This is a genomic window from Acinetobacter amyesii, from assembly GCF_002018365.1.
In the GTDB taxonomy this organism is placed as follows: Bacteria; Pseudomonadota; Gammaproteobacteria; order Pseudomonadales; family Moraxellaceae; genus Acinetobacter; species Acinetobacter amyesii.
In genome coordinates this window covers 107,542-133,799 of sequence record NZ_MVKX01000007.1, presented here as the reverse complement: position 1 = coordinate 133,799, position 26,258 = coordinate 107,542, and the positions used below count along the sequence as shown (strand labels likewise).

At 37.5% G+C, this 26,258-nt stretch carries 24 protein-coding genes; 18 read left to right on the top strand and 6 right to left on the bottom strand.

Annotated features, from left to right (window positions below; genetic code table 11):
- The first annotated feature begins 752 nt into the window (after positions 1-752).
- The 9 genes from B1202_RS11740 (at position 753) to B1202_RS11700 (ending at position 6,311) form a co-directional block, all read left to right on the top strand.
- Complete coding sequence (locus tag B1202_RS11740; protein WP_078190788.1) at positions 753-1,121, top strand: hypothetical protein; 369 nt, start codon at positions 753-755, stop codon at positions 1,119-1,121.
- Between the two features lie 3 nt (positions 1,122-1,124).
- A complete protein-coding gene (locus tag B1202_RS11735) occupies positions 1,125-1,517 on the top strand; it encodes a hypothetical protein (RefSeq protein WP_078190787.1) in 393 nt (130 codons plus the stop codon).
- Positions 1,518-2,102: 585 nt separating this feature from the next.
- The gene (locus B1202_RS11730; RefSeq protein ID WP_078190786.1) at positions 2,103-2,363 is read left to right on the top strand and encodes a hypothetical protein; all 261 of its coding nucleotides are present in this window, start codon (positions 2,103-2,105) and stop codon (positions 2,361-2,363) included.
- Between the two features lie 27 nt (positions 2,364-2,390).
- Complete coding sequence (locus B1202_RS11725; RefSeq protein WP_078190866.1) at positions 2,391-3,122, top strand: zeta toxin family protein; 732 nt, start codon at positions 2,391-2,393, stop codon at positions 3,120-3,122.
- Positions 3,123-3,165: 43 nt separating this feature from the next.
- Entirely contained in the window at positions 3,166-3,411 is a 246-nt protein-coding gene (locus tag B1202_RS11720) for a hypothetical protein (protein ID WP_078190785.1), read from the top strand.
- Between the two features lie 240 nt (positions 3,412-3,651).
- Positions 3,652-4,065: a YeeE/YedE family protein gene (locus tag B1202_RS11715; protein ID WP_078190784.1), complete on the top strand. Its 414-nt coding sequence runs from the start codon at positions 3,652-3,654 to the stop codon at positions 4,063-4,065.
- Between the two features lie 2 nt (positions 4,066-4,067).
- The gene (locus B1202_RS11710; RefSeq protein WP_078190783.1) at positions 4,068-4,487 is read left to right on the top strand and encodes a DUF6691 family protein; all 420 of its coding nucleotides are present in this window, start codon (positions 4,068-4,070) and stop codon (positions 4,485-4,487) included.
- Entirely contained in the window at positions 4,487-5,371 is an 885-nt protein-coding gene (locus B1202_RS11705; protein ID WP_078190782.1) for an MBL fold metallo-hydrolase, read from the top strand. The genes B1202_RS11710 and B1202_RS11705 overlap by 1 nt, the downstream gene beginning before the upstream one ends.
- A gap of 175 nt (positions 5,372-5,546) precedes the next feature.
- Complete coding sequence (locus B1202_RS11700; protein ID WP_078190781.1) at positions 5,547-6,311, top strand: alpha/beta fold hydrolase; 765 nt, start codon at positions 5,547-5,549, stop codon at positions 6,309-6,311.
- A 43-nt stretch (positions 6,312-6,354) separates the two neighbouring features.
- On the opposite strand, the gene B1202_RS11695 is transcribed toward B1202_RS11700, so the two are convergent.
- The 6 genes from B1202_RS11695 to tssH are packed head-to-tail and all read right to left on the bottom strand — an operon-like array spanning position 6,355 to position 13,997.
- Positions 6,355-7,311, bottom strand: coding sequence for a M15 family metallopeptidase (locus B1202_RS11695; protein ID WP_078190780.1), 957 nt, complete (start codon positions 7,309-7,311; stop codon positions 6,355-6,357).
- Positions 7,308-7,979 carry a hypothetical protein gene (locus tag B1202_RS11690; RefSeq protein ID WP_078190779.1) on the bottom strand — a complete coding sequence of 224 codons (672 nt, stop codon included), beginning with the start codon at positions 7,977-7,979 and terminating at the stop codon, positions 7,308-7,310. Before B1202_RS11690 ends, B1202_RS11695 begins: the two co-directional genes overlap by 4 nt.
- 12 nt (positions 7,980-7,991) lie before the next feature.
- On the bottom strand, positions 7,992-8,795 hold the full coding sequence (icmH, locus tag B1202_RS11685; RefSeq protein ID WP_078190778.1) for a type IVB secretion system protein IcmH/DotU: 804 nt from the start codon (positions 8,793-8,795) through the stop codon (positions 7,992-7,994).
- A gap of 9 nt (positions 8,796-8,804) precedes the next feature.
- Positions 8,805-10,169, bottom strand: a complete 1,365-nt coding sequence (gene tssK / locus B1202_RS11680) for a type VI secretion system baseplate subunit TssK (RefSeq protein ID WP_078190777.1) — start codon at positions 10,167-10,169, stop codon at positions 8,805-8,807.
- 5 nt (positions 10,170-10,174) lie between these two features.
- Entirely contained in the window at positions 10,175-11,305 is a 1,131-nt protein-coding gene (gene tssA / locus B1202_RS11675; protein WP_078190776.1) for a type VI secretion system protein TssA, read from the bottom strand.
- Between the two features lie 19 nt (positions 11,306-11,324).
- The gene (gene tssH, locus B1202_RS11670) at positions 11,325-13,997 is read right to left on the bottom strand and encodes a type VI secretion system ATPase TssH (RefSeq protein ID WP_078190775.1); all 2,673 of its coding nucleotides are present in this window, start codon (positions 13,995-13,997) and stop codon (positions 11,325-11,327) included.
- Between the two features lie 373 nt (positions 13,998-14,370).
- Here tssH and B1202_RS11665 point away from each other — a divergent pair, with 373 nt between their 5' ends.
- The 9 genes from B1202_RS11665 (at position 14,371) to tssM (ending at position 26,250) form a co-directional block, all read left to right on the top strand.
- The gene (locus B1202_RS11665) at positions 14,371-15,066 is read left to right on the top strand and encodes a hypothetical protein (RefSeq protein ID WP_078190774.1); all 696 of its coding nucleotides are present in this window, start codon (positions 14,371-14,373) and stop codon (positions 15,064-15,066) included.
- Positions 15,067-15,081: 15 nt separating this feature from the next.
- On the top strand, positions 15,082-15,585 hold the full coding sequence (gene tssB / locus B1202_RS11660) for a type VI secretion system contractile sheath small subunit (RefSeq protein WP_078190773.1): 504 nt from the start codon (positions 15,082-15,084) through the stop codon (positions 15,583-15,585).
- Positions 15,578-17,062, top strand: coding sequence for a type VI secretion system contractile sheath large subunit (gene tssC, locus B1202_RS11655; RefSeq protein ID WP_078190772.1), 1,485 nt, complete (start codon positions 15,578-15,580; stop codon positions 17,060-17,062). Before tssB ends, tssC begins: the two co-directional genes overlap by 8 nt.
- 47 nt (positions 17,063-17,109) lie before the next feature.
- Positions 17,110-17,613, top strand: a complete 504-nt coding sequence (locus B1202_RS11650) for an Hcp family type VI secretion system effector (protein ID WP_078190771.1) — start codon at positions 17,110-17,112, stop codon at positions 17,611-17,613.
- 70 nt (positions 17,614-17,683) lie between these two features.
- Positions 17,684-18,160 (top strand): type VI secretion system baseplate subunit TssE, encoded by a 477-nt coding sequence (tssE, locus tag B1202_RS11645; RefSeq protein ID WP_078190770.1) that lies wholly within the window; start codon positions 17,684-17,686, stop codon positions 18,158-18,160.
- Between the two features lie 15 nt (positions 18,161-18,175).
- Complete coding sequence (gene tssF / locus B1202_RS11640) at positions 18,176-19,984, top strand: type VI secretion system baseplate subunit TssF (RefSeq protein ID WP_078190769.1); 1,809 nt, start codon at positions 18,176-18,178, stop codon at positions 19,982-19,984.
- Positions 19,948-20,940, top strand: a complete 993-nt coding sequence (tssG, locus tag B1202_RS11635) for a type VI secretion system baseplate subunit TssG (protein WP_078190768.1) — start codon at positions 19,948-19,950, stop codon at positions 20,938-20,940. The genes tssF and tssG overlap by 37 nt, the downstream gene beginning before the upstream one ends.
- 2 nt (positions 20,941-20,942) lie before the next feature.
- Positions 20,943-22,388: a hypothetical protein gene (locus tag B1202_RS11630; protein ID WP_078190767.1), complete on the top strand. Its 1,446-nt coding sequence runs from the start codon at positions 20,943-20,945 to the stop codon at positions 22,386-22,388.
- A gap of 28 nt (positions 22,389-22,416) precedes the next feature.
- Positions 22,417-26,250 (top strand): type VI secretion system membrane subunit TssM, encoded by a 3,834-nt coding sequence (tssM, locus tag B1202_RS11625; RefSeq protein ID WP_078190766.1) that lies wholly within the window; start codon positions 22,417-22,419, stop codon positions 26,248-26,250.
- Positions 26,251-26,258 lie beyond the last annotated feature (8 nt).

Sequence of the window (26,258 nt, the reverse complement as noted above, 5' to 3'; positions counted from 1 at the left end):
AGTCGTAAAGATGGTATTTATACAGCGATTTAAAAAATTCTAAGGTTTAACTTATTTCGAGTGTAAAGGAATCTAAATTGCTCGCGGCATTTAATCGAGTTATTTGAAAGAATAAAGCTAATTTGTATCCTAAGTATATAAAAATTAAAAAGATAGTTAATTTTTTGGTTTATAAGGCATATTTTTAAGCCAATGAAATGCTTTCATAAATGAGAGGGCTCACGCTAGATATTTTGTTTGCCTTAGCGAATTGAATATTCTGTGGGAATATTTCCTTGGAAGTAGGTAGCTTTAGATAAGCTGAGCATCTATTGTGTAGCTAAGTCATATTTTATAGTCCTATATATGAGCGTATTAATCATCTTGTGTATTTTTTAGTCAGTGTTTTGGATGTATGAAGTGTGCAAGGCATTGACGATTTCTTTCATAAATCATGTAAGTTTGGAAAACTGGGTATTTGTCCAAATTTGTACAGGTATTGGCAAAAGTTAAATCTGTGGTGGTAAAGAAGCTTGCTGTTTGCATGCTGATTCAATTTTTTATTCATCTATTACTGTGTTTGAGCGGTATATGTCTTGAATTAAGTTTCCTTTATTCCTGTTTATATCTTTACATGGAATCTACTGCATTGAGTCTTTTGCTATAAATGAATTAATAAAACAAGGCACGAATGCTTTCGCACGGAAAAAATTTATCTATATACGTGTAATTCACGGTAGAATGCCCGAAACCTATATGGCCTGAGAACAAACATGGCAAAACATACGCAAAATTCATCACCTTTGGCAGAATTGATTGCAGAACAAAAGCTTTTATGTGAAGAAGTGGGTTCTGCATATGTAGAAGTGCAGGGCGATGATGTAATTGCTGTGGCTGTTCATACCTTAAATAAAGATCCAATTGTTGGTATTCGTAAGCCTGCAGAAGGTGATGAAAATGTCAGTTGGTATATTTATGGTGGTGAGCTTGAAGGCGCAGATAACTTTGAAACAATGACTGTGCGTAAACTGCAAGATGTCGTGCCTGAAGTGCTACCGTATTTAGCTTTGGATGTAGGCTATCGTTTTATGATCGATGCTGATGATTATGAAGATGTCTGGAAAGAAGGTGATGAGGCTTAATTTATGCATTCTCCATTGATGTATAAACTTTATGTCTTTATTTTCTCTGTGTTTACTGCTTCTGTAATACATGCAAATGTGAAAGAAGCGGTTACTCCACAACTGACTCAAGCTGAATATAATGCTCAGATACAAGCATATACTGAGCAAATTAATTCAACCAAAGCTATTTTGGATGATCCTGCATCTACTGCAACGGGTCAACAGCAAACTCAAGCGTTTTGTTTAAGATTGAATGCATATCGACAGATTTTAGAAATTTCTCAGCAAAACTCAGCTCTTGAAATGGCCAATCTAATGCGAGTGGCTTCACAGCATTATTTACAACAACAGCAACAGGGTATGCAGTCATCTGGCTTAAACGAAAGTGCATTTTGTTCGAGTCCTACAAAATAATTTAGGTTTAAATTTCTCTTCTAAAACTTTTGGGCTCTAGCCTCACTTTCTTTCATTTTGTTCTATTTTTCATAATTCGAAATGGTCTAATATTTCAAAATTATTACAGCATTATTCACTATAGGTACAGTTTCTAATAATCTTGGAAGTTGAAAATGTAGATTGTCAGAAAATGATATGAAATATGCTCAAAATGATAAGTCCATCACATTATTATGATCAGGTTAGAACGATTTATATGCAACAAACATCCCTGGTCCTGTTGCATAGGTCAGTACTAATACATCAACTTGTTGATGTCGTTCTCTTTTGGCCACTGAATAAGTGGCTATTTTTTTTGTGAAAAATTAAATGCTTAATTGGGTGATAAATCTAATGTAGGTAACATTTACATAATTCTTGATTAACTATCCACACACATTGATTCATATACGACATTCTTTTCGAGCAATACAATTAAATGATTTAAGCACTTTGAATTTTTATCGATTTCCTCTCAGTATGACTGATGGATAAATAGACAAATATTGCGAGTATGATAAGATGATTGAACACATTATTTTTGATGTTTGAGGAGTTGTTTCCATGACAGCTTATACTTCAGTAATGAAAGCAAGCCAATATGAGGACGATATGATCCCGAGCCTTGCTATCCATGCATTTCGCCATGCTTTTGAACAAGCAAGTGCGTCATCCACTGTGGTTTATGTAAAAGGTCTACAACTGGTTCAACGTCTGCAAAATGGTCAAGAAGTACAAATAAAAGATGTATCAGCCGACTTTGTACAAGTGGATGATCTACCTAAAATTTTAAAACGTAAAAAGAAAACAGAGGAATTTGTTTAATACATGCCTCCACAACCTCGCATTAGAATGTTCGCGGGTCCAAATGGTTCAGGTAAAAGCACAGTTAAAGAATATTTATTGCCCCATCATATTGGGGCATATTTAAATGCGGATGAACTCGAAGCTCAACTGAAACATTCACACCGGCTCAATTTGTTGGATTACCATCCCGCTTTAAAATCAGAAGAATTAATTGACTTTCTCGATACGAAAAAGCGTCCCGCTGATGGAGAATTTATTCCTCTATTAGCACGTAAACCTCAGATATTAGATCCGTGGAAAATTGAGTTTCATCCAGACCAGATTGACTCATATCTTTGTGCAAGAATTATTGATTACATCCGTTTGCAGTTTTTAGAACTAAAAATTAGTTTTACCTTTGAAACGGTGATGTCCCATATTTCAAAGGTGGAGTTTCTACGCGAAGCAAAAAGAAAAGGCTTTAGAACCTATCTGTATTATGTTTCCACTATTGATCCTGTTATCAATATTTCACGTGTTCAGTACCGCGTGAAAACGGGTGGACATGGTGTGCCAGAACAAAAAATTCGCGAACGTTATTATCGAAGTATGGATCTGTTAATGCAGGCGGTAGAAGCAACGGATCGAAGTTATTTATTTGATAACTCTGCCGATGGACAGCATGCTTCTTTCATTGCGGAAATTGAACAAGCTGAAATTTTAAAGATGAATTCAAGTATTCAGCGTTTACCGTGGTGGTTTGTAGATAAGGTGCTTAAAGAGTTTGAACCAAATTAATATCAACTGAACGTAATATAATACAAAATAACAGGATAAACCTATGCAAAATAACGACTATGAATTACAACAGCATGCAAACTCATCACCATTAGATCAAACTCATCTTGATCAAGCCATTGAGCAGCAAGCTGAACAAGAACAGCAAAAAAATAGCACATCATCTGATCCGTTGTCTTCTGTAGATTTGACTGACTTAGCTGAAATTGGTTCGAATATTATAGAATTGGGTTCAGATGCTTTAACGTGGGTGAGCGATGCACTCAGCGATATCAGTATTGATCTATAAATTATCTATTATTTCAATTAACTTCATAATAAACAGCCTTTATTGAAAAATCTCCGAGGATATATTTCGTGATTTTTCAAGTTTATAAATTATTTCTAAATAAATTAATCAAACACTCTTGAACCGTTAAATTATTAAATTAGGAAAAAGCAAATTAGAACGAATATTTCGGTGTGAGAGCTTGCATCTTTTTCTAAATAACATATTATAAAAACATATAATGTTTTGTGGCAGATGAATATGCATCCATTTCTAACTGCTTTTCTCGGTGGGACCTTATTGGGCCTGGCCGCAGTTGGCTACCTATACGTACATGGTCGAATCGCCGGTATCAGTGGTTTAATTGCGCAAACGTTGAATATCCAAACGATTTTAAAAACACCTGCGATCTGGTTTTTAGCAGGACTTTTTATTGTGCCTTTTATCTACGGGCAATTGACCTCTGTGACAATTGAACTGGATGCAAGTCCATGGATGATGATCATTGCCGGGGTATTGGTTGGATTCGGAACGAGATTAGGTTCAGGTTGTACTAGCGGTCATGGCATTTGCGGTATTAGTCGTCTTTCTAAGCGTTCATTCGTTGCAACTGCTAGTTTTATGTTGGCTGGGATCATCACAGTTTATGTGATTAGACATGTAATCGGAGCTTAATGATGAAAAATATATTGGCTTTTATTTTTGGTGGAATTTTCTCATTAGGTTTAATGATTTCGGGCATGTCTAATCCAGAAAAGGTCTTAAGTTTCCTTGATATAACAGGGCAATGGGATGCGAGTTTAGCTTTTGTGATGATGGGAGCCATAGCAGTTGCATTTATTCCATTTCAAATAGCCGTTCGTCAATCAAAACCGACAACCTTTGATGGGAAGGTGATTGAATTACCGAGTAATAATCAAATTGATGCAAAACTTGTCATGGGGAGTGTTATCTTTGGAATAGGTTGGGGGATTGCTGGGATTTGTCCTGCGCCAGCCTTTACTTTGATCGGGCTTGGCTATTATCAAGCGATCTATTTCGTTGTAGCGATGTTTGCGGGCGTCTATATACATCGTAAATTTTCGGGAGCAAATTAATGTCAAATCGTGCACAGGTACAACATTTTTTTGATGAAAATACCAATACATTCAGTTATGTGGTAGCCGATCCGCAAACAAACCGATGTGCGATTATAGACAGTGTATTGGATTATGATGCCGCTTCTGCAACTACTCAAACGAAGCATGCAGATTTGATTATTCATTATATTCAAGAAAATAGCCTAAGCGTAGAATGGATTTTAGAAACGCATGTGCATGCAGATCACTTAACCGCATCTCAATATTTAAAACAGGTTCTTGGTGGCAAAATTGCGATGAGCCATAACATCAAGATTGTGCAGGAAGCATTCAGCGCCATTTATAATTTTGATGTGAAATATTTTAATTCACATCAGTCTTTTGATTATTTATTTGCAGATCATGAGGCATTTAAAATCGGTGAGTTAAATGCCTATAACATTCCAACGCCTGGACATACACCTGCTTGTCTGAGCTATGTTGTTGGTGATGATGCTGTGTTTGTCGGTGATACCTTATTTATGCCAGATTATGGCACAGCACGCTGTGATTTTCCCAAGGGTAGTGCGGCAGTATTATTCGACTCAGTACAAAAGATTTATCAGTTAGCACCTGAAATGCGCGTATTTTTATGTCATGACTATTTACCAGAAAACCGGTCAAAATACTGCTGCGAAAGCAGCGTGCATGCGCAAAAACAGCAGAATATTCATATCCATGTTGATACGAAAAAAGAAGATTTTGTCACAATGCGAACTCAGCGTGACGCAAATTTGGCTATGCCCAAACTGATTTTACCTGCGATACAAATCAATATGGATGCAGGTATATTTCCAGAACCAGAAGGGAATGGTATTCGCTATTTAAAAATTCCTTTTAATCACTTTAAATCTACAAATTAAAGACAAAGATTCTTTAAGTTGAATGCGGTTGGCTATTTCATTTATAAAATAGCCTAAGCAAGTTAAATCATTGCCACATACAAATAGCCTAAGTAAGTCTAATAATTTTTAACTGTCATTTGATTTCATTCCGTCAACTAGGCATCATAATATCAACATAGCAAAGTAATCAAAAATGATCCTAAATTACGAATATCATCAAAAATTAGAAGGCGAAGAAACGTATCCACTTGTCTTTATTCACGGTTTATTTGGCAGCTTGAGCAACTTAGGAATGCTTGCCAGAGCTTTTCAAAATTCACATTCAGTAATTCAGCTTGATTTACGAAATCATGGTAAATCACCACAAAGTACAGAAATGAATTATCGTGAGATGGCAAAAGATGTACTTGAGACATTAGATGTAATTGGCATCGATAAGTTTTCAGTGATTGGCCATTCCATGGGGGGCAAGGTCGCAATGCAATTGGCTTTAATCTCAGAGCGGGTAGAGCAACTTGTTATATTGGATATCGCGCCTTTTGCATATCAAGAACGTCATCATGATGAAATATTTAAAGCATTGATCGCCGTACAAAATGCACAAATTCAATCTAGACAGCAAGCGGTTGAAATTATGCGTGAATATATTCATTCGGATATGGTGATACAGTTTCTACTCAAGTCTTTTAGCAAAGGACAATGGTTGTTTAATGTAGATGCGCTTTATAAACAGTATGACCAAATTATTGGTTGGGAAAATATCGGAAATACTTTGCAACAGCCTGTATTGTTCATCAAAGGTGGAGAGTCACCTTATATTTCAAAAGCGGAACATATCAATGCGATAGAACACCAATTTCCACATGCAAAAATTGTAGAAATAGAAGGTGCAGGCCATTGGCTACATGCAGAAAAAACAACTGAAGTTATAGAGCAAATACAAAATTATTTAGATTAATACGGTGTGCCTTCAAATATATTTTGCAGGCACAACATCGAAATTACTCAATCGAAATGTTATTGGCTTGAAGCTGACCTTCAGAAGTAAGTAGTGCCGCCATCTCTGCAGTTTTTTTCAGGCCTGGCATACGATATTCTGTATGACCATAATCTTGAATGGATTTCCAGCGTCCGCCCCATGTTAAACCGACAGACTCAGCGGCTTGACCATAAAGTTGATAACCACGCATAGCCCAAGGGTCTCGTTCAGTAATGACCACTTTGCCATTGCGTTTAAAGGCGACATCGGCTGCTAAACCAAACTGATGATAACTTTGGAAACCACGGGCACGAGTGGTATTTTTATTGGTGGCTAAATTATTTTGACGCTCTGGACTTCTATAGCCTTCAAGCAAAACCATTTCATAACCATGCTGTTCACGCATAATTTTAAACACCATTAATAAGCGCTGCTTATAACGAGGGTTCATTTTATGCCATTTACGGTCTGCTGAAGGCACATCTGTTGAAAACGAATGCGTATGGATATCTTGAACTTCTGGATTGAAACTTGAGGCCATAACAGATGGTTGCTCAATCATTGCTGCTTCTTCAGCGATCGCCTCTTGAACAAGATATTCTTCAACCTCAGGAGGTGCATCTAAAACCTGTCCATCGAGCATGGCGTAAATTTGTGGGTCGACTTTACGTAAATAATCTGCTTCTACTTTACTTGCAGTAATCGGGCGCGTAAAAGCAAATAATAAAATACTGGCAAACAGTAAAAAGCCTGCAAATAAAATCCACCATTGTTGTAAATGCCAGTGTGATTGAATCTGTTGTGGTGCTGCAGCATAGTTCAGTTCATAAGCAAAATTTTTGGCGTGCTGAATTCTTTTTTTACTTTGTGGAATGATTTGAAAGAAAAAATCCTGAACTTTAATTCTGAGTTCATAAGAAAAACAAAGCACTGTCACCAGTGCTAAGACAAAGAAACAACTAACCAAAAAGATGATCATGGGGAAACTGGAGCGCTCACAGTCGCATTGGCAGTGTTGGTTGCAGCAACCACTTTTGGACGTTTGGTTTCAGAAATTTGCGTTCCGCCCATCGGCTCTTCAAAGTGCTCATCTTCTTTGGCTGCTTTCGTAGATGGCTCTGTAGGCTTGGTCACTTTAGCTGTTGTTGGCGCAGCTTTTGGTTTTGCTAATGTGGTTGGAATATGTTGTTTAACGGTTGTTGTAGCAGCTACAACAGGGCGCTGCGGTTGGGTAATTTCAAAAGGTGAACGGTTATTCGCTACAGATTGAACAGGTTGAGTCACTTTAGTCGTATTGCCATGATTGAAAGCGGTAGCTAAATCATTCGAATATAAACCATTATCCGGATCTTTTTCTTCAGTTGCATGAACGGTTTGCAGCGCTTTTTCAGCTGAAGCTTGCTCATTTTCGTTTTGACGGGGTGCAGTGGTTGCCTCAGTTTCAGCTTTATCTTCAGTTGGGGCAGAAGTAGTCATTTCTGCATTTGCAGGCTGATCGTCAGAACTTAGATAAAAATATCCCAGGCCAACAACAATAATGACCGCTGCACCAACAAGAAAGCCAATCGCAGCATGAGCTAAAGGCGGTAAATTATTCTTTTGAGTCGACTGTAAAATTCTAACGTTATTCGATTTTTCGTTTGCCATGGTGTCTAAGTCTTATGGTAAATGAATGGTGATATAAGCCTGTTCCGATGGGGCAGTTATGACATTTTGATATTGTGATAACGCCTGATTATTTTGACTGGATAACATATATTTCAGTCCACCAAATGCTAATACAGCAAACAATGCCCAAAAGATAATGATCCAAAAAAATGGTAATTCACGGTGAATAATATTTTTAATTTGATCCGGCAATGCCGCGAAAGGCGAAAACGCCTTTTTACCTTTCATATAATCAATTTCATCGCCGACACGTGCAACGAGTGAATTGAGCATTTCAATCGATTCAAGTCGGTATTTACCATGAAAACCAAGGAGCATGCAGTAATGATAAACTTCAAGTGCGGCTAAGCGATCTTTATTCTTAGAGCGAATTTGCTCTAAATTTTCAAAAAAGCGGTAACCCGCAAGCTGTGACCCAAAAAGACTTAATTGCAGTGGATTCATCATCCAATTGTTTTGTAAATCAAAAAAACGTGCATCTTGTTGGGTGACAATGGTTTCATCTAATAAAGCGCAATAGGCATATTTTGCGTCCGTGATATCTTCATTGCTGAATTGAAGCTTACGGGCTTGGCTTTCAAATCGGTTTAATAGATCCATAATTTTTGTCCTGAAACTTTCAGGGCTGGATGGAACATATTGATTTTTGAGTAAGAATACGATGTAAAAACCATCATGCAGTAGATCAACTAAATTGGTTGAACTGTTGATTTTAGGTTCAGCACTTGGTTTTGAAGAGCCTAATCCAATTTGACCATCGTCAAAAAGTGAAGGGGCATTATTTGAAATATTCATGATTGCTCCTTAACCATTCATCACTGCAATAAGTTCAATCGAGATATCTTGGAAGCCAGCTGGTATGTAAACACAGATCGATTCAGAATCAAGCATACGCTGATACAAATCATTATTTGGCTCAACTTCAAAATAACTTACACCTGAACGTACTGGAATTGCTGTTGGCACTTGCATCATATGTTGCAATGGAACAGCAGGTAGGGCCGCCATGACACGCTGTTCAACATCGACGGTATTACCGACTTTAAAGCGCAGCGGTACATAAGAAATAATATCATGTGTAGGCATCACGCTACTTGAAACAGCTAAATACAGGCGAGAATCGCGAGTAATTTTGTCACTTTCAAGGCTGCCCACCCAGTAGGATTGACGGGTTTCTTTCAAGTTAATACTGATATATCGATTTGAAATAATCGTATCGAGCAACTCACGTAAAATCACATCTAATTGAGCAAAACTTTCTTGCAAATTATGATGTTGATACTGTGGAAGCTGATCTACTTCGTAAGCTGTCGAGAAGGTCAGTAACGAACCTGTCAGACGTAATAATTCAAAATATAAACGTTCAGGATGAATCATTGGATATTGCAATAAATGGTTTAATGTTGCATGTGCAGTGTTCAGCGCATTAACCAACCAAAACGACACAATATCGCCTGAACGGAATTCAATTAACTTTTGTTCGTTTTCACGATTATTCGATTGAATGGTTTTAATTTTAGCTTTGATAATATTGAGCGTTCGTTTAAGCCCAGTAATGAGCGAATCACACGAACTAATATGTAATATTGGTGGGATAAATTGATAATCTAAAACAAAATTACCAGAACTTTGGCGCTTGATGCGGCCTATTGGCATATAAAGAAAACCATCAAGATTGTGCTGTGGTTCTTGGCCTAATTCAAAGATTTTGAACTCTGCACGGCGACGTAATAAGGTAATTTCAGCAGCCGTCGCATCTGTAAACAAATCATGAGTTTCAGTCAAATGTGAATGATAGCGACTCGATTGGGTATTTTCTTCAAAATTGACGTTTCGCTTATTCGGTTGAACAATCGGTAATGCCAAATAAATTTGCATTTCGCCGCGTAAATTTAATGAATCAAGTAGTACAGGCTCAGGTAATAAATCTTGTGCAGGCGCTTGATAAATCTCGCCATCTTGCCAAATCATTTCGACTTTATTCAAAGCCAAAGTATTGGTACTGAGTTGTGATTCATCAAAAATTAAACTTTGAATACCATAAGCGAACGGTATCGTTGCGCGAACCGTATGGTTTAAACGCTGTTCATGATAAGCATCTTGTAATTGAAAGTGTTGTGGGCGTAAAAATAATCCTTCACCCCATAAAATTTTTTCTGCTTTAAACATTGTTTTTACCAGTCGCTATTTGATTCATTGCTTTGTTGCTGAACACCTAACATTTCTTGTACAGCTTCAAGAGGGTTTTCATCCTTAATCACATGAGTTAACCATTCATGCAGTGGCATTTGTGACCATTTAATGGTTTTTTGCAGCATATAACTGACAGGGCTATGCGGCTCATTCACTTGGAAATAGTCCGCAATATCTTGCAAGACTTTCATGGCTTGTTCACGATTTTCAAGATGATTTTGCACTTGAGGTTTAAATTGCTGCGTATGCTGTTGTTGTATTATTTGCATATCATTCTGCACGGAATTTACAGTGGGTAGTGTTTGGCTTTCAATTGGAGAATTTGATTGAACCTGTTCAGCGCTCGATGTATTGATAAAAGCATCTGCTTTATAGATTTTTTTCAAGCTTAAGTGAATCATTTCGATTTGAGAGTCAATGCCAGCAAAGCTTGGCGCATCTAAACCCATCAAATCATCAAGAGTCGTTTTTAAGTTTTCCCAATGGTTTAAAATATCTAAAAACTGTTGGTAATACAGGTATTGAATTGATTTTGACGTATTGAACAAGGCATGTTCAAACTGTTCCATACCATTAAAAGACTCTTCTTGATCATCATCTTCATGGTTGGATTTACGTCTTTGGTTTTGAACGTGGAGCAGTCGATCATAGTCGGACAGGGAATACGCTGCCGCGCCATGAACGATTGAAACTGATTTAATTAATGTTGGGATTTGATTAATTATCCCTTGTAATAAACCTAGACGTTGATCAAGGTCATCATCTTCAATTTCAGGATGAAGTTGCAGCCAAAAGTCTTGCAAACTTTTTTGTGTAAGTTCAATCCCTTTGGCAATCCCTTCAAAACCATGAATGTGAGTCCACGCTTCAAGCAACCAACCATATAAGCGAATATCTTTAGTTTGTTCGCGAAGTAGATCTGACGATTTTTGGTGCACAAAGCCCCAATCTGCCTGTTTCGGTTCTGCGATCCAGTCGCCTTGATCCAAAAGCGGGTCATCTTGTGTTTTAGCTTTTTTAATTGCATGAAAATCATTTGAAAATGAAAAATCACTACCGCAAGGTAAATCTTCCGTAATCGGTTGCAATAAAGCGTCGAGCTCTAAACTCATATTCTACATTGTTCCTAGCTTATGCTTCTAAGGTTTTAGTCTTTTTGCTGCTGCGTTTTTTCGCAGGTTTACTTTTAGGATCTAAAACATAAATAATTTCATCATCTTTGACATCGATTTCAATGACCGATGGAATCTTTTGTTCACTCATCGCCATGAGTAATTCAGTGGCTAAAGCAGGCAAGACCGTCGCATTTAAAATGTTATCGACATTACGCGCACCACTATCGACCTCAGTACAGCGACTTAATAATAATTCGACTAAATCATCGGTATAACGTGTTTGCGTACCATATTGTTTTTCAATACGCGCGGTGATTTTGCCTAATTTATGCTGAATAATGCGTACGAGCAGATCATCGTGCAATGGGAAATACGGCACGATACGCATACGGCCTAAAAATGCCGGCTTAAATTGTTTATATAAAGCTGGTTTTAATACATCTAAAAGTTCTTCTGCTGACGGCCATTCTTCTACTGGCTGATTTAAACAGGCCTGCATAATGGCACTTGAGCCTGCATTTGAAGTCAGCAGGATAGTAGTATTTTTAAAGTCAATAACACGACCTTCGCCATCTTCCAAAGTACCTTTATCGAATACTTGGTAGAATAGCTCTTGAACATCGCTGTGTGCTTTTTCAATCTCATCGAGCAAAACCACACTATATGGGTTACGGCGAACAGCTTCGGTTAAAACGCCGCCTTGGCCATAACCGACATAGCCCGGGGGAGCACCTTTTAAAGACGACACGGTATGTGCTTCTTGATACTCAGACATGTTAATTGTGATTAAATGAGACTCACCACCATATAACTCGTTTGCTAACGCAAGTGCAGTTTCGGTTTTACCCACACCACTTGGGCCAACAAGCATGAAAACGCCTTGAGGTTTATTTGGATCTTCCAATTTTGCCTTAGAGGTTTTAATGCCTTGTACCAGTTGATGTAGTGCATAATCTTGACCCATCACACGCTGTTCTAACTGTGTTTCAAGCTTCAAAATTTGCTGAATTTCATCATTCACCATTTTCCCAACAGGGATACCGGTCCAGTCTGAAATGATTTCATTAATAATTTGTGCATTTACACGTTCAAAAACCAGCGGCGTTTGACCTTGTAACGTTGCCAATTGGTTACGAATATTGCTTAAAATTTCAATATTTTCTGGTTTTTGCTCGGACTCTTGTTCAAGCGTTTTAATTTGTTGAACAAACTCGAGTTCTTTTTTCCACTGTACTTCAGTCGACTGAATCTCTTGTTCAAGCGCGGATATTTGTGTTTTTACATTTTCAATGCGTTCGTGGTGAATCGGAATATTCTTATGTTCATTTTCAAGAATCGCCAATTCAAGCTTCAAATTATGTAATTGAGCTTGAAGTTGATCCAATTTTACAGGTTGTGCATTTTGCGTTAACGCAACACGCGCAGAAGCGGTATCTAAGACACTAATCGCTTTATCAGGCAATTGACGGCCAGTGATATAACGGTGTGATGCATGAACTGCAGTAACAATAGCTTCATCGTCAATTTGCAAGTTGAAATGTTTTGCCATTACGGGAATCATGGCACGCAGCATGTCGATTGCGACTTCCTCAGTCGGTTCATCGACCTGAATTACTTGGAAGCGTCGGCTCAATGCGGCATCTTTTTCAAAATACTGCTTATATTCAGCCCATGTCGTTGCGGCAATGGTTCTTAACTCACCACGCGCTAGCGCCGGTTTTAATAGGTTTGCTGCATCATTTTGACCTGCTTGACCACCCGCACCAATCAATGTGTGTGCTTCATCGATAAATAAAATGATTGGATGTGCAGAGGATTGAACTTCATGAATGACTTGTTTTAAGCGATTTTCAAATTCACCTTTAACACTGGCACCCGCTTGTAGTAAGCCCATATCTAAAGTATGAATACTGACGTTTTTTAAAGCATCTGGAACTTGGTTGGTTGCAATTTTTAATGCCAAACCTTCAACAACGGCAGTTTTACCGACACCAGGCTCACCCGTTAAAATCGGATTGTTTTGACGACGACGCATCAAAATATCGAGCATTAGGCGGATTTCAAACTCACGACCAATCACAGGATCTATGCCACCATTTTTAGCTTTTTCAGTTAAATTAATGGTGTATTGGTCTAGAGCAGGTGTTTTAACTGGCGTAGTTGCATTCGTTTGTGCTGCTGATTTTTCATCTGGTGATGCAGTTGCTAAATCTTCATTTTCAATGCTCTTTAGGCAAAGATCTAAAAATTTATGTTTAATCGTTTCGATAGGTAATAAATCGAACAAGGAAGAGGCTCTTGCTGCAATTTGGTATAAATCTGGCGCGGTAAGGAGCGCAACAAGTAAATGACCACTACGAATTTGTGGATTTTGTTCAGCAGATGCTAATAACCAAGCTTGTTCAAGTAAGCGCACAATGGATTGGGCAAAAATCGGGGTGCGCGTATTTCCTTTTGAAAGTTGAGCGATACTTTCTTTGAGGTCATCTGCCAAACCATCTGCAGAAACTTTGTATTTTTCTAAGAGTATTTGAAGGTCATTTTTATTGTTATAGGTTAATAATTCGAGCAAAAAATGTTCAATTTCGATTTCATAATTTTGCTGTGAAATACATGTATTGGCTGACTTTTCGAGTGAAATGCGGGCGTGAGGTGAAAGTTTAGTAATTAAAACTTTTAAATTATTCATAAATAACTCATCAAATTTAGAATCCACAGTACGAAATTTTACAAGTTTGACTGTGATCTCTTTTTTCTTGCTATAAAAATAAAAACTTTAAAATCAACACCTTATATATTATTAGTGTCTTGCTTTAGGCGATATAATACAGACTAAATAAAAAAAGGAAAAAGATTTTTTTATAAAATGAAACAAAAAAAAACAAATAGTCGACAAACTTTGGGGCATTTGGCACATTTTTGTATTGACTCTATGTGCTTATTTTTTGTTAAATCTGCAGCATATTTTTAATTTTGATAAATGAAGAGAAAACCCACGGGAAAATAAGTGGTGATTTCTCCACATAAATTAAGTTTTAGCACGTAGAAATACAGAGGCAATTTTGAATAAATTTAGTGTTTTATTACCTATAATTTTAGCAGCCAGTTTAACACAAACCGTTTTTGCAAAAGATGAAGCGGCATCTGTGAAAAAATCCTGTTTAAAGGATTATCCGCTGGCAGTAGGTGATACAGATCAAGAGATTATTGGTTTTTATAATCAGTTATGTGACAAAAAAAATAAGAAAAATGAGAACTTAAAAAATGAAATCTTTGTAGATATTGCCAAAAAATATCAAGCTAATGGTTACAATTTAAAAGCATTGCAAGCAGTCAATCTGCTGCGAGAAAAGAACTATCAGTCGCCTGAACTTACTGATGTCACTTTTTTAGCAGGTATCGCTATTTCTTATAATGCGCTGAATCATATGCGAAGTAATGAAAATCGTACGCTAGATGAACAGACCTATTCTCCTGCCAAAGTGTTGTCGGATAATATTCGTTATATTCAGCCGACGATTGATAAATCTACGTCTACTGCCGCAGATGTTCGTGAAAAAAGCGCTGAATCTACGAGCAATGTGAAATCTAAACAGACAACACCAGCTAAAAAACGAACCAATACAGCGTCTACCAAGCCTAAACAAACGACTACAGTAGCAAGCAAAAAGAAAACCACCACGACAGCAAAACCGCAGACTACAGTGAAAAAACCTGCTGCCAGTGGTTCACCTTTCGATACATTGAAAAATAAATAACAAGGAAAAGCACTCATGGCAAAACGTGAAAGTGTACAGAAAAAACTTCAACGAATTCGTCCTCCTCGTGTTCAATTGACTTACGATGTTGAAGTTGGCGACGGTAAAGAAATTAAAGAATTACCATTCGTTGTAGGGGTGTTAGGTGATTTCTCTGCGGCATCTGAAGTAGAGAAAACCAAATTAAAAGACAAGAAATTCATTAATGTTGATTTAGATAATATTGATGAAGTCATGGACTCTTTAGCGCCACGTGCTAATTTTCAAGTTGAGAATACCTTGACTGAAGACGGTGGAAAAATGTCGGTAGATCTTACATTTAAGAGCATGGCCGATTTTACTCCTGAGCAAGTTGTACAACAGGTTGATCCTTTACAAAAGTTAGTTGCTGCGCGTGAGCGTCTGTCTGACTTGCGTAATAAAATTTCAAATAATGAACGCTTAGAAGATTTATTGGATGAAGTGTTACATAACACTGATCAAATTCGTAAGTTGAGTGTGGAGGCAGAAAATGAGTAATTTTAATACTGCAACTGCTGCAAACGTTGAAGCAACCGAAGAATATTCACTTTTAGATTCTATTGTTGAACAAAGTCGTATTGCGCGTACAGATCAAGAACATGATCGTGCAAAAAGTTTGATCGGTGAACTTGCTAAAGAAGTGATGGCAGGTACCATCACCGTTTCAGACAATATGACTTTATCAATTGATAAGCGTATTGCTGAAATTGATGCATTGATTTCATCTCAGTTAAGTAAAATCATGCACCATGCTGAATTTCAAAAAATTGAATCGACATGGCGCGGTTTGTATTATTTCTGCCAAGAAACGCCTTCAAACTCTTTAACAAAAATTCGTATGTTAAATACGACGAAAAAAGAGTTGATTAAAGATTTCCAAGGTGCGACCGATTTTGACCAAAGCACGTTGTTCAAAAAAATCTATGAAGAAGAATATGGATCATTCGGTGGTGCGCCTTATGCAACATTGATTGGTGATTTTGAGTTTGACCGTACACCTTCTGACATGTACTTGCTTGAGCAAATTTCACATGTCGCGGCGGCTGCACATGCACCGTTTATTTCGGCAGCAAGCCCGAATATGTTGGGTCTAGAATCTTTCACTGATATTGATCGTCCACGCGATGTGTCTAAAATCTTTGAAACCGCTGAATATGTACAATGGCGTTCATTCCGTGAAAGTGATGATGCACGTTATGTTGCATTGACGATGCCACGTGTATTGGGTCGTTTGCCATATGATCCAAAAGAAGGTATTGCCACTGAAGGATTTAACTTCGTTGAAGAAGTTTCAGGCGAAAACCATAATGAATATTTATGGATGAACGCGGCTTATGCCTTTGGTACACGTTTAACCAATGCTTTTGATATGCATGGTTGGTGTGCTGCGATTCGTGGTGTAGAAGGTGGTGGTTTAGTTGAAGGTTTGCCTGTCCATACGTTCAAAACCAATGATGGTGAAGTGGTCTTTAAATGCCCAACTGAAATTGCCATTACAGACCGTCGTGAAAAAGAACTGAGTGATCTTGGTTTTATTCCGTTGGTACACTGCAAAAATACGGATTATGCAGCATTTTTTGGTGCGCAATCGACGCAAAAACCTAAAAAATATGATAGCGATACAGCAAATGCCAACTCTGCATTGTCTAGCCAGATCCAATACATCATGGCAGTTTCACGTATTGCACATTATTTAAAAGCAATGATGCGTGACAAAGTGGGTAGTTTTGCATCAGCTGGTAATGTTGAGACCTTCTTAAATGAATGGTTATCGCAATATGTATTACTCGATGATGGTGCATCTCAAGAAGCTAAAGCTCAGTATCCATTGCGTGAAGCTTCTGTAAAAGTTGTAGAAAATCCAGCTTTGCCTGGTCACTACAAATCTGTGGTTTTCTTAAGACCACATTTCCAGTTGGATGAGTTGTCTGTTTCATTACGACTTGTGACCGAGTTACCTCAGTCCTCAAATTAATTTGGGTCAACACTATAATAACTTTAAATAAATAGGTATTCAGAACAATGAAAGATATATACATTCAATTTCGTGGTAAGTACAAAGTAGACGGCGAATCTCGTGATGCAGAGCACAAGAGTTGGTTAGAAGTAAACTCTTGGACGCATAACATCCGTCAACCTAAATCTGCGACTTCTTCAAGTGTGGGTGGTCACACTGCAGAACGTGTAGAACATTCTGATATGGTTTTTGTTAAAGATTTAGACGCGACAAGCCCTAAACTTTGGGAAGCATGTTCAGCAGGTTATACATTTGATGAAGTTCAAATTGATTTCTACCGTGCGAATGGCGATAAACGTATTAAATATCTTCAAATCAAACTGAAACATGTGTTGGTTTCTAGTGTGACTCCAACTGTAAATGATGAAGGTGTTCCGCACGAATCATTTGGTTTGAAATATGCTGCAGTAGAGTGGACATATAACCAACAAGATATTAACGGTACTGCGAAAGGTGCTGTTACTAAGAAGTGGTCATTATCTAACAACACTGCTTCATACGCAGCGTAATAGATGGATTCAGATAGAGGCTAACTTGGGTAGCCTCTATTTTCATTTTTTTAAATATTTATAAGAAGATATGAATCTCGATCAGCTTTATCCTTATGGTTTTAGAACGACTTTATTTGACCGCTTATTACCAGCAGATGCTCAGCAGACTCAAGGTCTGTCTTTGCAAGAACTTCGTGAATCTGTTGCTTCCGATTTAGAGGATCTCCTCAATAGTCGTGTGGCAAAATTAGATGAACTGATTGACGACTTTCCATTAGCAAAAAAATCTATTTTGCAATTTGGCATTATCGATTTTGTGGGCTTATCGACTGCAAATCCATCGGATCGCGACAAAATTTGCCAGTCAATTGAGCAATCGATTGCTGCACATGAACCGCGTTTAAAACAGATTCGAGTCGAAATGCTCATGGATGGCCATAATATGGGGGCACTATGTTTAAGTATTCAGGCATATTTAAATATTCATCCTTTATACGAACCAGTTATTTTTGATGCCTTATTAAAACCAACAACACAACAATATGTTATTTCTCCAAGAGCTTAATGAAGTGGGTTATCTGTGATTGAAGAGCTGTTACCGTATTACGAAAAACAACTACAGGAATTTGGACAACAATCCCGTGAGTTTGCTAGTAAATACCCCAAAATCGCCCAGCGTTTGTCTTTAAACCAAGAACAAATAGATGACCCGCATATTGAGCGTTTAATTCAAGCCTTTTCTTTAATTTCTGCACGGATTGATAAAAAACTTGCAGATAGTTATGACGTTTTTACCCGATCAATTTTTGAGGTGATGTTTCCTCAATATTTAAAACCATTTCCTGCATGTTCTGTGGTGAGCTTCGAAGATATAAATAAAATTAAGCAATTAACAGATCGACACGTTATTCCAAAGGCGACCAGTCTAAAAGCCAAAAGTACGCGCGGTGTTCAATGTGAATATCATACGGTACAAGAAGTCACATTATTACCGATTCAATTAAAACAGCTCAATTTCAAAACTCATCCATCGGCACATATGCATTTAAATCAAAATGCTACATTGAGCTTAGGATTTGAAATTTTTTCGAATAAGCACGCTTTACTCAAAAATGAAACTTTGCCGATCTTTTTAGACGCTATTTCTAATTTTCCTTTACAGGTATTGGATAGTATTTTTAAATCCACTACGAGTTTTTCGATTCGTGTGGGGCAGCACATTTTTGATATTGCCAATCCATTTGAAATTATGGGCTTTGATGAAGTTCAAAGTGTTCTACCCATTGATCAACATACGCATCATGCATATCGTTTACTGATGGAATATTTTTGTGTTCCTGAAAAATTCAATTTTTTAAATCTAAATTTAGATTTCATTAAGTTTTTAAGTTTAGAACACAGTGAATTTGAAGTTCAAATGCACTTTAAACTCAATTTAAATGATCAAGCGGCGATTCGAAATTATTCAGAATTAAATGCGGCAAATTTTAAATTGTTTGCTACACCAATTGTTAATCTTTTCAATAAACAAGCAGAGCCGCAAAAGATTAATCATAAGCGAATGGAATATCCATTGGTGACAGATGCACACCATCCTGAATATTTTCAAGCCTATAGCATTTTAAAAATGAATATGGTGCGTGAAAAAAGTAACCAAGATGAAGTGTATTATCCGGTACTGCCTTTTTTTGCAATGAGTCATTATCATCAGGATAAAGTCCAGTTTTATTATAGTTTAAATCCGCAGCAGATGAAGAATAAACATCAGGAATTAAACTATTCAATCATATCTCGTGCTTTAGACCCACATAGTACTCAGTCCGATTTTATTAGTACGGAACTACTATGTAGTAATCGCGAGTTACCTTACGAAAGTTATAATAAAGATCAGAATGCATTAACTCTGAATGATAGTAATTTGGCCCGTCGTGCTCTGATGCTCAAAAGGCCGTCGATTCCATATTATTTTGAACAAAATAAACAAGAACAGTGGCGGGTCATTTCACATTTATCTTTGAATAATATGTCTTTAATGAAAGGCGATGCGGTCTCTCATATTAAAGAACTTTTGGAATTGTATAATTTACCGAAATCGAAAGAAAACCAAATTATTATCGACTCCATAAAAAATATTCAGTTTTCTACCACGCAGAAACTTGTGGATAGTAAACCGTTTCCATTATTTGTCAGAGGTTTAAAAGTACAGCTCGATATCGATGCGGATATATTTAGAGGACATAGCCTGTATATATTTAGTCAATTGCTGGCCCATATTTTTAATTTAAAAGTCAATATGAACAGCTTTGTCGATGTCTCGGTTTTTGATGCAAATAGTCAACAGGAGTTATACCAATGCGTGCAGAACGTTGGTGGCAAGAAAGCTCTGTAATTGACGGACTTTTCCAAGAACCAAAGGCTTACGAGTTTGTACAAGCCACTCGTTTGTTAAGACATGCACCTTATGGAGCGGCTCAAGTCCATTGGGCAAATGACTTTGAGTTTAATAGTTCACTTAATCTAAACTTTCCGAACACTGAAATTGAAAGTTTAGAGTTCAACGATGAAAAAGTTGAACTGACAAATTTAATGGTGGGTTTAACGGGTATTCAAGGTGCATTACCTTATAGTTATACTAATAAGATTAAGCTCAGCGGGCGTCATCAGCGACACGAAACACAAAAGTTTTTAGGGCTGTTTAATCATAAATTAACAGCACATTATGTTGATGCCAGTTTAAATTATCATTTACCTATTCGTTATGAAATCGAGCAGGATAATCACTATCTTGATATTTTACATGCATTAAATGGTTATATTCGTAACCAGCATGATCAGCCAGATTTAGATGATTATTTTGCTGAGTTTTCAGGTTTAATGCAGGGACAAAACAATACAGCTTATGCATTAAAAACCATGCTGAACTGTATCTTTAAGCAGAATTTTGATATTAGAGAATTTATCCCTGAAACTTTTGTATTTGAAGAAGATCAGAGAACATGTTTAGGTGGATCTCAACCGAGCTTATTGGGACTAAATACTTTTTGTGGTGAAAAGATTCAACAGATTGACGAAAAAATTGAAATCGTGATTGGACCTTTAAATCATGAAGATTATTTAACATTTTTACCGAATCAGTCACGCAGCCAAAAATTAAAACAAATGATTCAAACTTGGTGCAGTCCAACATTAATGGTGGATGTGCGCTTAATTTTACAAAAAGAAGAAATAAAACCGGTGTGTTTAAATTCTTTGAGCGGAATTGGTTTAGCTCAGGGAGCATTTTTACAGCCGAATAAACAGGTCGATAATACAGAAACCTGTTATGCCTTAATGGGGAATTTATAATAATGCTGAAATTAATAATTGGAACTTTTAGTACGCTTTTTGTTTTGTGTACTGCTTTCGTGATTTTTTACTGGCGAGATACAGGCTATGACCCGACAGCTTTTGATCTGGTCACCTATTTTCTACTTCTTCCTGTCGCTTTATGTGCAATTATTTTGTCGCCTTATTTGATTTATAAGGGCATTCAACATCAAAAAGAAAAAAAACTTGAAGCTGAAAAACGTGCAGAAGAACAAGCTGAGCAACAACAACTTGAGGCCATTGAACAAGCAAAACCGAAGCCTATTGATGTACAGCAATTTCGTTTAAATGTTTATTCTTCAGCGGCTTGGCATAGTTTTGGTGAAAACGAACAAATTATCCAAGATATTCAACAATTCAAAAGTCCTGAACTCGATGATAAATTATTCAATGCATACGGTTTGCCTGTTCTTTCATTTCGAATCAAAGATTTAGATGAACTTACTAGTGAAAAGGGTGATGATGAATTTAGTGCCATCACCATGCGTGAAAAACGAATCCAGTCACTTATTCAGCAACAACTAGAGCAACACGTTGAAAGTCTATTTTTAATTGCTGAGCATCTGAAGCAATCAGCACTCTTTTATGATAGTGAATTGGCATATCAGTACCGTATGCATCCGGGTTGGGTGGATCCAGATTATACGCAAGATGAACATCCAGAACATTTGGCGAACAATGCACTGCAAGTTTCACGTTTAAATCGTTTAAATGTCCATATTTTGCTTGCTGATAATTTGATTCATCAATGGAATGATGATTTTGCCCAGATTATTCAGCAGTATCTTTCTGACGGATTTTCGATCATTCCTGAACAAATTCATATCGAGCCACATTTTATCGGTACTCAAGTCGCTTATTCAGAATGGTTAAGCATTTTAGAGATGATTTCAAAACAAAAGTCTGAAGTCAGTTTGATTCTCAATGCCGACTCTGAAATCGACCAAGAATGGATTGATGAAAAGATGTGGCTGCAAGAAAAGTACATTGCTGCAGAGTTTACATCGAGTTGGTGTTTGGCTGCTTCAGACGTTCAAGTTCGAGGGTTAATTCCAAATAAAGTGCTACAAGTGGTGGCACATGAGCCTGAGTTGAAACGTAATTTAGAGCTTAAAGCACTGAATAATTTAGATCAGTATGATCAAGAACAACCCTTTTTATTGATGTTAGATGATGCAACAGATATGAAAGTGGTGCAAAAATTACAGCATAAATTTAATGAAACCGCGATTGAAACCTATCATTTTTTATATACAAAACAGAATCTTGGAAATACCCAGCAATTGGCAAAAATTTTTGGATTCATGTTGGGTATGCACTTGCCAGAAGAGTTAACTGCCATGATTTATAGCACAGACCAAGAATCGACATTTGCTTTTATTCAAGCATTTTCAGTAGAAGATGAACTTGAACAAGAAACTGTTTAATTAGAATTAAGACGAAATTGAGAACATTGTGAACACACTATTTTATACGATCCTCGGTTATGTTTGGCAGTACGTCACCAATCCTAAAGCGATGGTGGCTTTGTCATTTTTTGTGGCCATTGTGGCTATGCATAATTCGATTCCACAAAAGACTTTTTACATTGTGGTTGCTGTTTATATTCTCGGATTAATTCTGTGGGGTATATATGAATTAGTGCAGCATTATCGTCATAAACAGCAAGGCGAAGAGCTTGCTGAGGCAATTGCCAAAGATAATGAAGCTGAATACGGCAAACAAAAGAATAAAGAAGAACTTGCGCTGATCAATCAGCAAATGAAAGACTCGATTCAACTTATCCGTAAATCAAAACTTGGCGATAAAAAGGGTAATGCAGCCCTATATGAATTACCTTGGTACATGGTGATTGGTAACCCAGCAGCGGGTAAAAGTTCAGCGATTTATAATTCTGGTCTTAGATTTCCATTTGAAGAAACTCATCAGAAAATGGTGTCTGCAGGTTTAAGTGGTACACGTAACTGCGATTGGTTTTTCTCTACAGATGGTGTGTTACTCGATACCGCAGGTCGTTATTCAGTTTATGCCGAAGACCATTCAGAATGGTTAGGTTTCTTAAATATTCTCAAAAAAAACCGTTCTAAAGCACCAATTAACGGTTTAATCGTGATTGTTTCTGTGGCTGAACTTGTCAGTCAAAGCCCTGAAAAATCAATCAAATTAGCCAAAAATTTACGCGCACGTATACAGGATTTGACTGAACGTTTAGAAATTTTTGCGCCAGTCTATATCGTTTTTTCAAAAATGGATTTGATTGCAGGCTTTACTGAATTTTTTGATTGTTATGATAAGGATGAATTTGATCAAGTTTGGGGTGCAACACTGCCTTATGATCCAGACTCATCTGAACATGCCGTTGAGATGTTCGAAAAGCATTATTCAATTTTATATGATGGTTTGAAGAGCGTCAGTACGACACACTTGAGTCGTCGTCATTCGCAAAATATTTCTCCAAGTGTAATGACATTTCCACTTGAGTTTAAAAGTTTAAAGCCAGTGTTAAAAACTTTTATTGGTACGTTGTTTCAAGACAATCCTTATCAGTTTAAACCGGTATTCCGTGGTTTCTATTTCACCAGTGCGTTGCAAGAAGGTGTAATTGAAAGTCCGATGACCGAACAAATTGCTGAAGATTTTCATTTGGTGAAAAGTACGGATAGCGAGTTTGGCATTCCGACAAATTCTGTTTCACAAGACCATGGTTATTTCTTAAAAGGACTATTTTCAACCGTCATTTTAAAAGATAAAAATCTGGTTAAACAACATATTAATCCTGCACGTAAACGTCAGCGCTTTATGGCATTTATTGCTGCATTGTTATTGGTTGCTGTGGTGCTTGGATTATGGGTTTGGTCGTATCGTAATAACCAACAACTCGTGGCTGAAGTTCAGGCAGACCTAGACAAAGTTGTACAAATGGAAAGCCGTAGCGGAAGTGAGCTTTCGACTCAATTGGATGCATTGCTGATATTACAAGGGCATTTACAGCAGCTCGATCATTTTGATGAAGATCGTCCTTTGAAATATAGCTTTGGTTTATACCAAGGGAATAAAATTCGTGAAAAACTCAAAGTTGAGTATTTAAGAGGTATTCAACAAATTGTATTGGCACCATCTCAGCAAAATATGGCGCAGTACTTACAACGCGTTAAAGCCAATGAAGCGACGTTGAAAGAAAATCACGTCAATGTGCAAATCACTCAAGCTGTGAAATCAAATCAGCCCTATTTAGAACCATCGGATACCAATCCTCAGGATGCATATAATGCACTGAAGGCGTATTTGATGATGAGCAATCATAAATATATGGAATCGAGCCATTTGAGTGACCAGGTTACTCGTTTCTGGCGTTCGTGGTTAGATTCAAATCGCGGTCAAATGCCACGTGGGGAAATGATTCAAAAAGCCGAACAAGTTTTATCTTATGCGATGACTTTAGCTGCCGATCCTGCGTTCCCGCAAATGGAATCTGATCCTTTATTGGTTGATCAAACACGTCAATTATTAACAGCTGTTACCATGGGTATTCCCGCACGTGACCGCGTTTATAATGAAATTAAAATGCGTGGTTCGGTACGTTTCCCTGCAGTAACTGTGAAGCAAATTTTAGGTGAAACAGGCCAAAACAGCATGTTAGGTAGTTATGCCTTGCCGGGTATTTTTACTTACCAAGCTTGGAATGATTATGTAAAAGATGCGATTAACCAAGCTGCGAATAATCCGACAGATACCCAAGACTGGGTACTCAATACCAATCGTTCTGATGATCTAACGTTTAGTGGTAGTCCAGATCAGATCAGTAAACAGTTAACCGAACTTTATAAGCAGGAATATATCGCTGAATGGCGTAAATTCTTAAATGCAGTACATTATGGCAAAGGCGCAGATGTCGCTCAGCAGTCACGTTTTATCGATATTTTAGGTGAACCTGAAAATTCGCCAATTCGTAAAGTGGTTGACCGTATTGCGAAAGAAACCAGTTGGGATAATCCAATTGTTCAAGCAGAACTGGCTGCACCTCAGAAAGGCTTTATTGCGTGGTTTAAACGTAAAGTCCTTAGCCGTGATGATGCGCAGCAGGCACAGCAAGTTGCTTCTAAAGCAGGTCAAGGTGTTATTGCAAAAGAATTTGATGTGTTCTATCAATTGGTTCGTAAGCGTGATGATCAGCAAAACAAATCTATTTTAGATGAATACATGCTGTCTTTGAGTCAAGTGCGTAGTAAGTTTAATGACTTAAAGAGTGGCGGTGATATGGGACCTGCAAGCATGACATTGGTGAAACAAACCATCAATGATCAAAGCTCTGTCTTTAATAGCACACAAAAATTCGTAGATGAAAAAATGTCTGTGGGTCTAAATGAATTAGATCAACAGTTGATTCAAAAACTCTTTATGCAGCCGGTGACTCAGTCATTTGAAGTTCTTTTGATCCCAGCTCAAAACGAAATTAATAAGTTGTGGGCAATGCAGGCGTATCAACCATTTACAACTAATCTTGCGCCTAAATATCCATTTAATAGCAATGCAACTTTACAAGCGACCAGTAATGAAATTAGCCAAATTTTTGGTGAAAACGGAAGTATCGCTCGCTTTGTAAAAGAATATTTAGATCCATTGGTGATTCGTCGTGGCTATACCTTAACCACGAAAACATGGAAAGATTTGGGTATAGGGTTAAATCCACAATTTGTAGCGAATTTCCAACGCTATGTTGCCCCAAGTAATGGCGTAGCTACAGGGGAATTGAGTCAAGCAGCACCTGCGGCAACCAATCAATCAAACTTCCAGTTCTTCCCGTTAGAGAATACACAGTTGCTTTCATATACCATTGATATCGATGGTCAGCGTATGGTGTATGAAAACGGTGTTCAGCAATGGGTGAACTTCGTTTGGCCAAATAAAGGGGCAATTCCAGGTGCACGTATTACCGCGATTGACTTGGATGGTCAAACGCATACGATTTTTGATGAGCCGGGGGAATATGGTATTAACCGATTGGTTGAAGGCGCTCAGCGTACACAAAATGGTAATTCATTTGAAATGGTATGGCGTAGCAAACAAAATCCAAAAGTGTTTGTAAAAGTGAACTTCCGTTTAATTAGTGGTAACGCATCTGGCCCAACTACAGGTTCAGGCTATTCAGGTATGACTCTTGTTGATCAAGTGGTGACGAATAAAGGTGTTCGTGTCGTAGCAGCGCAAACGATGCCTGCAGGACAAGCGCCTGTAGCGCCACCAGCAACTTCACCGATGAGTGTTGTACAAGGAACAGCAACACCATGATGATGAAT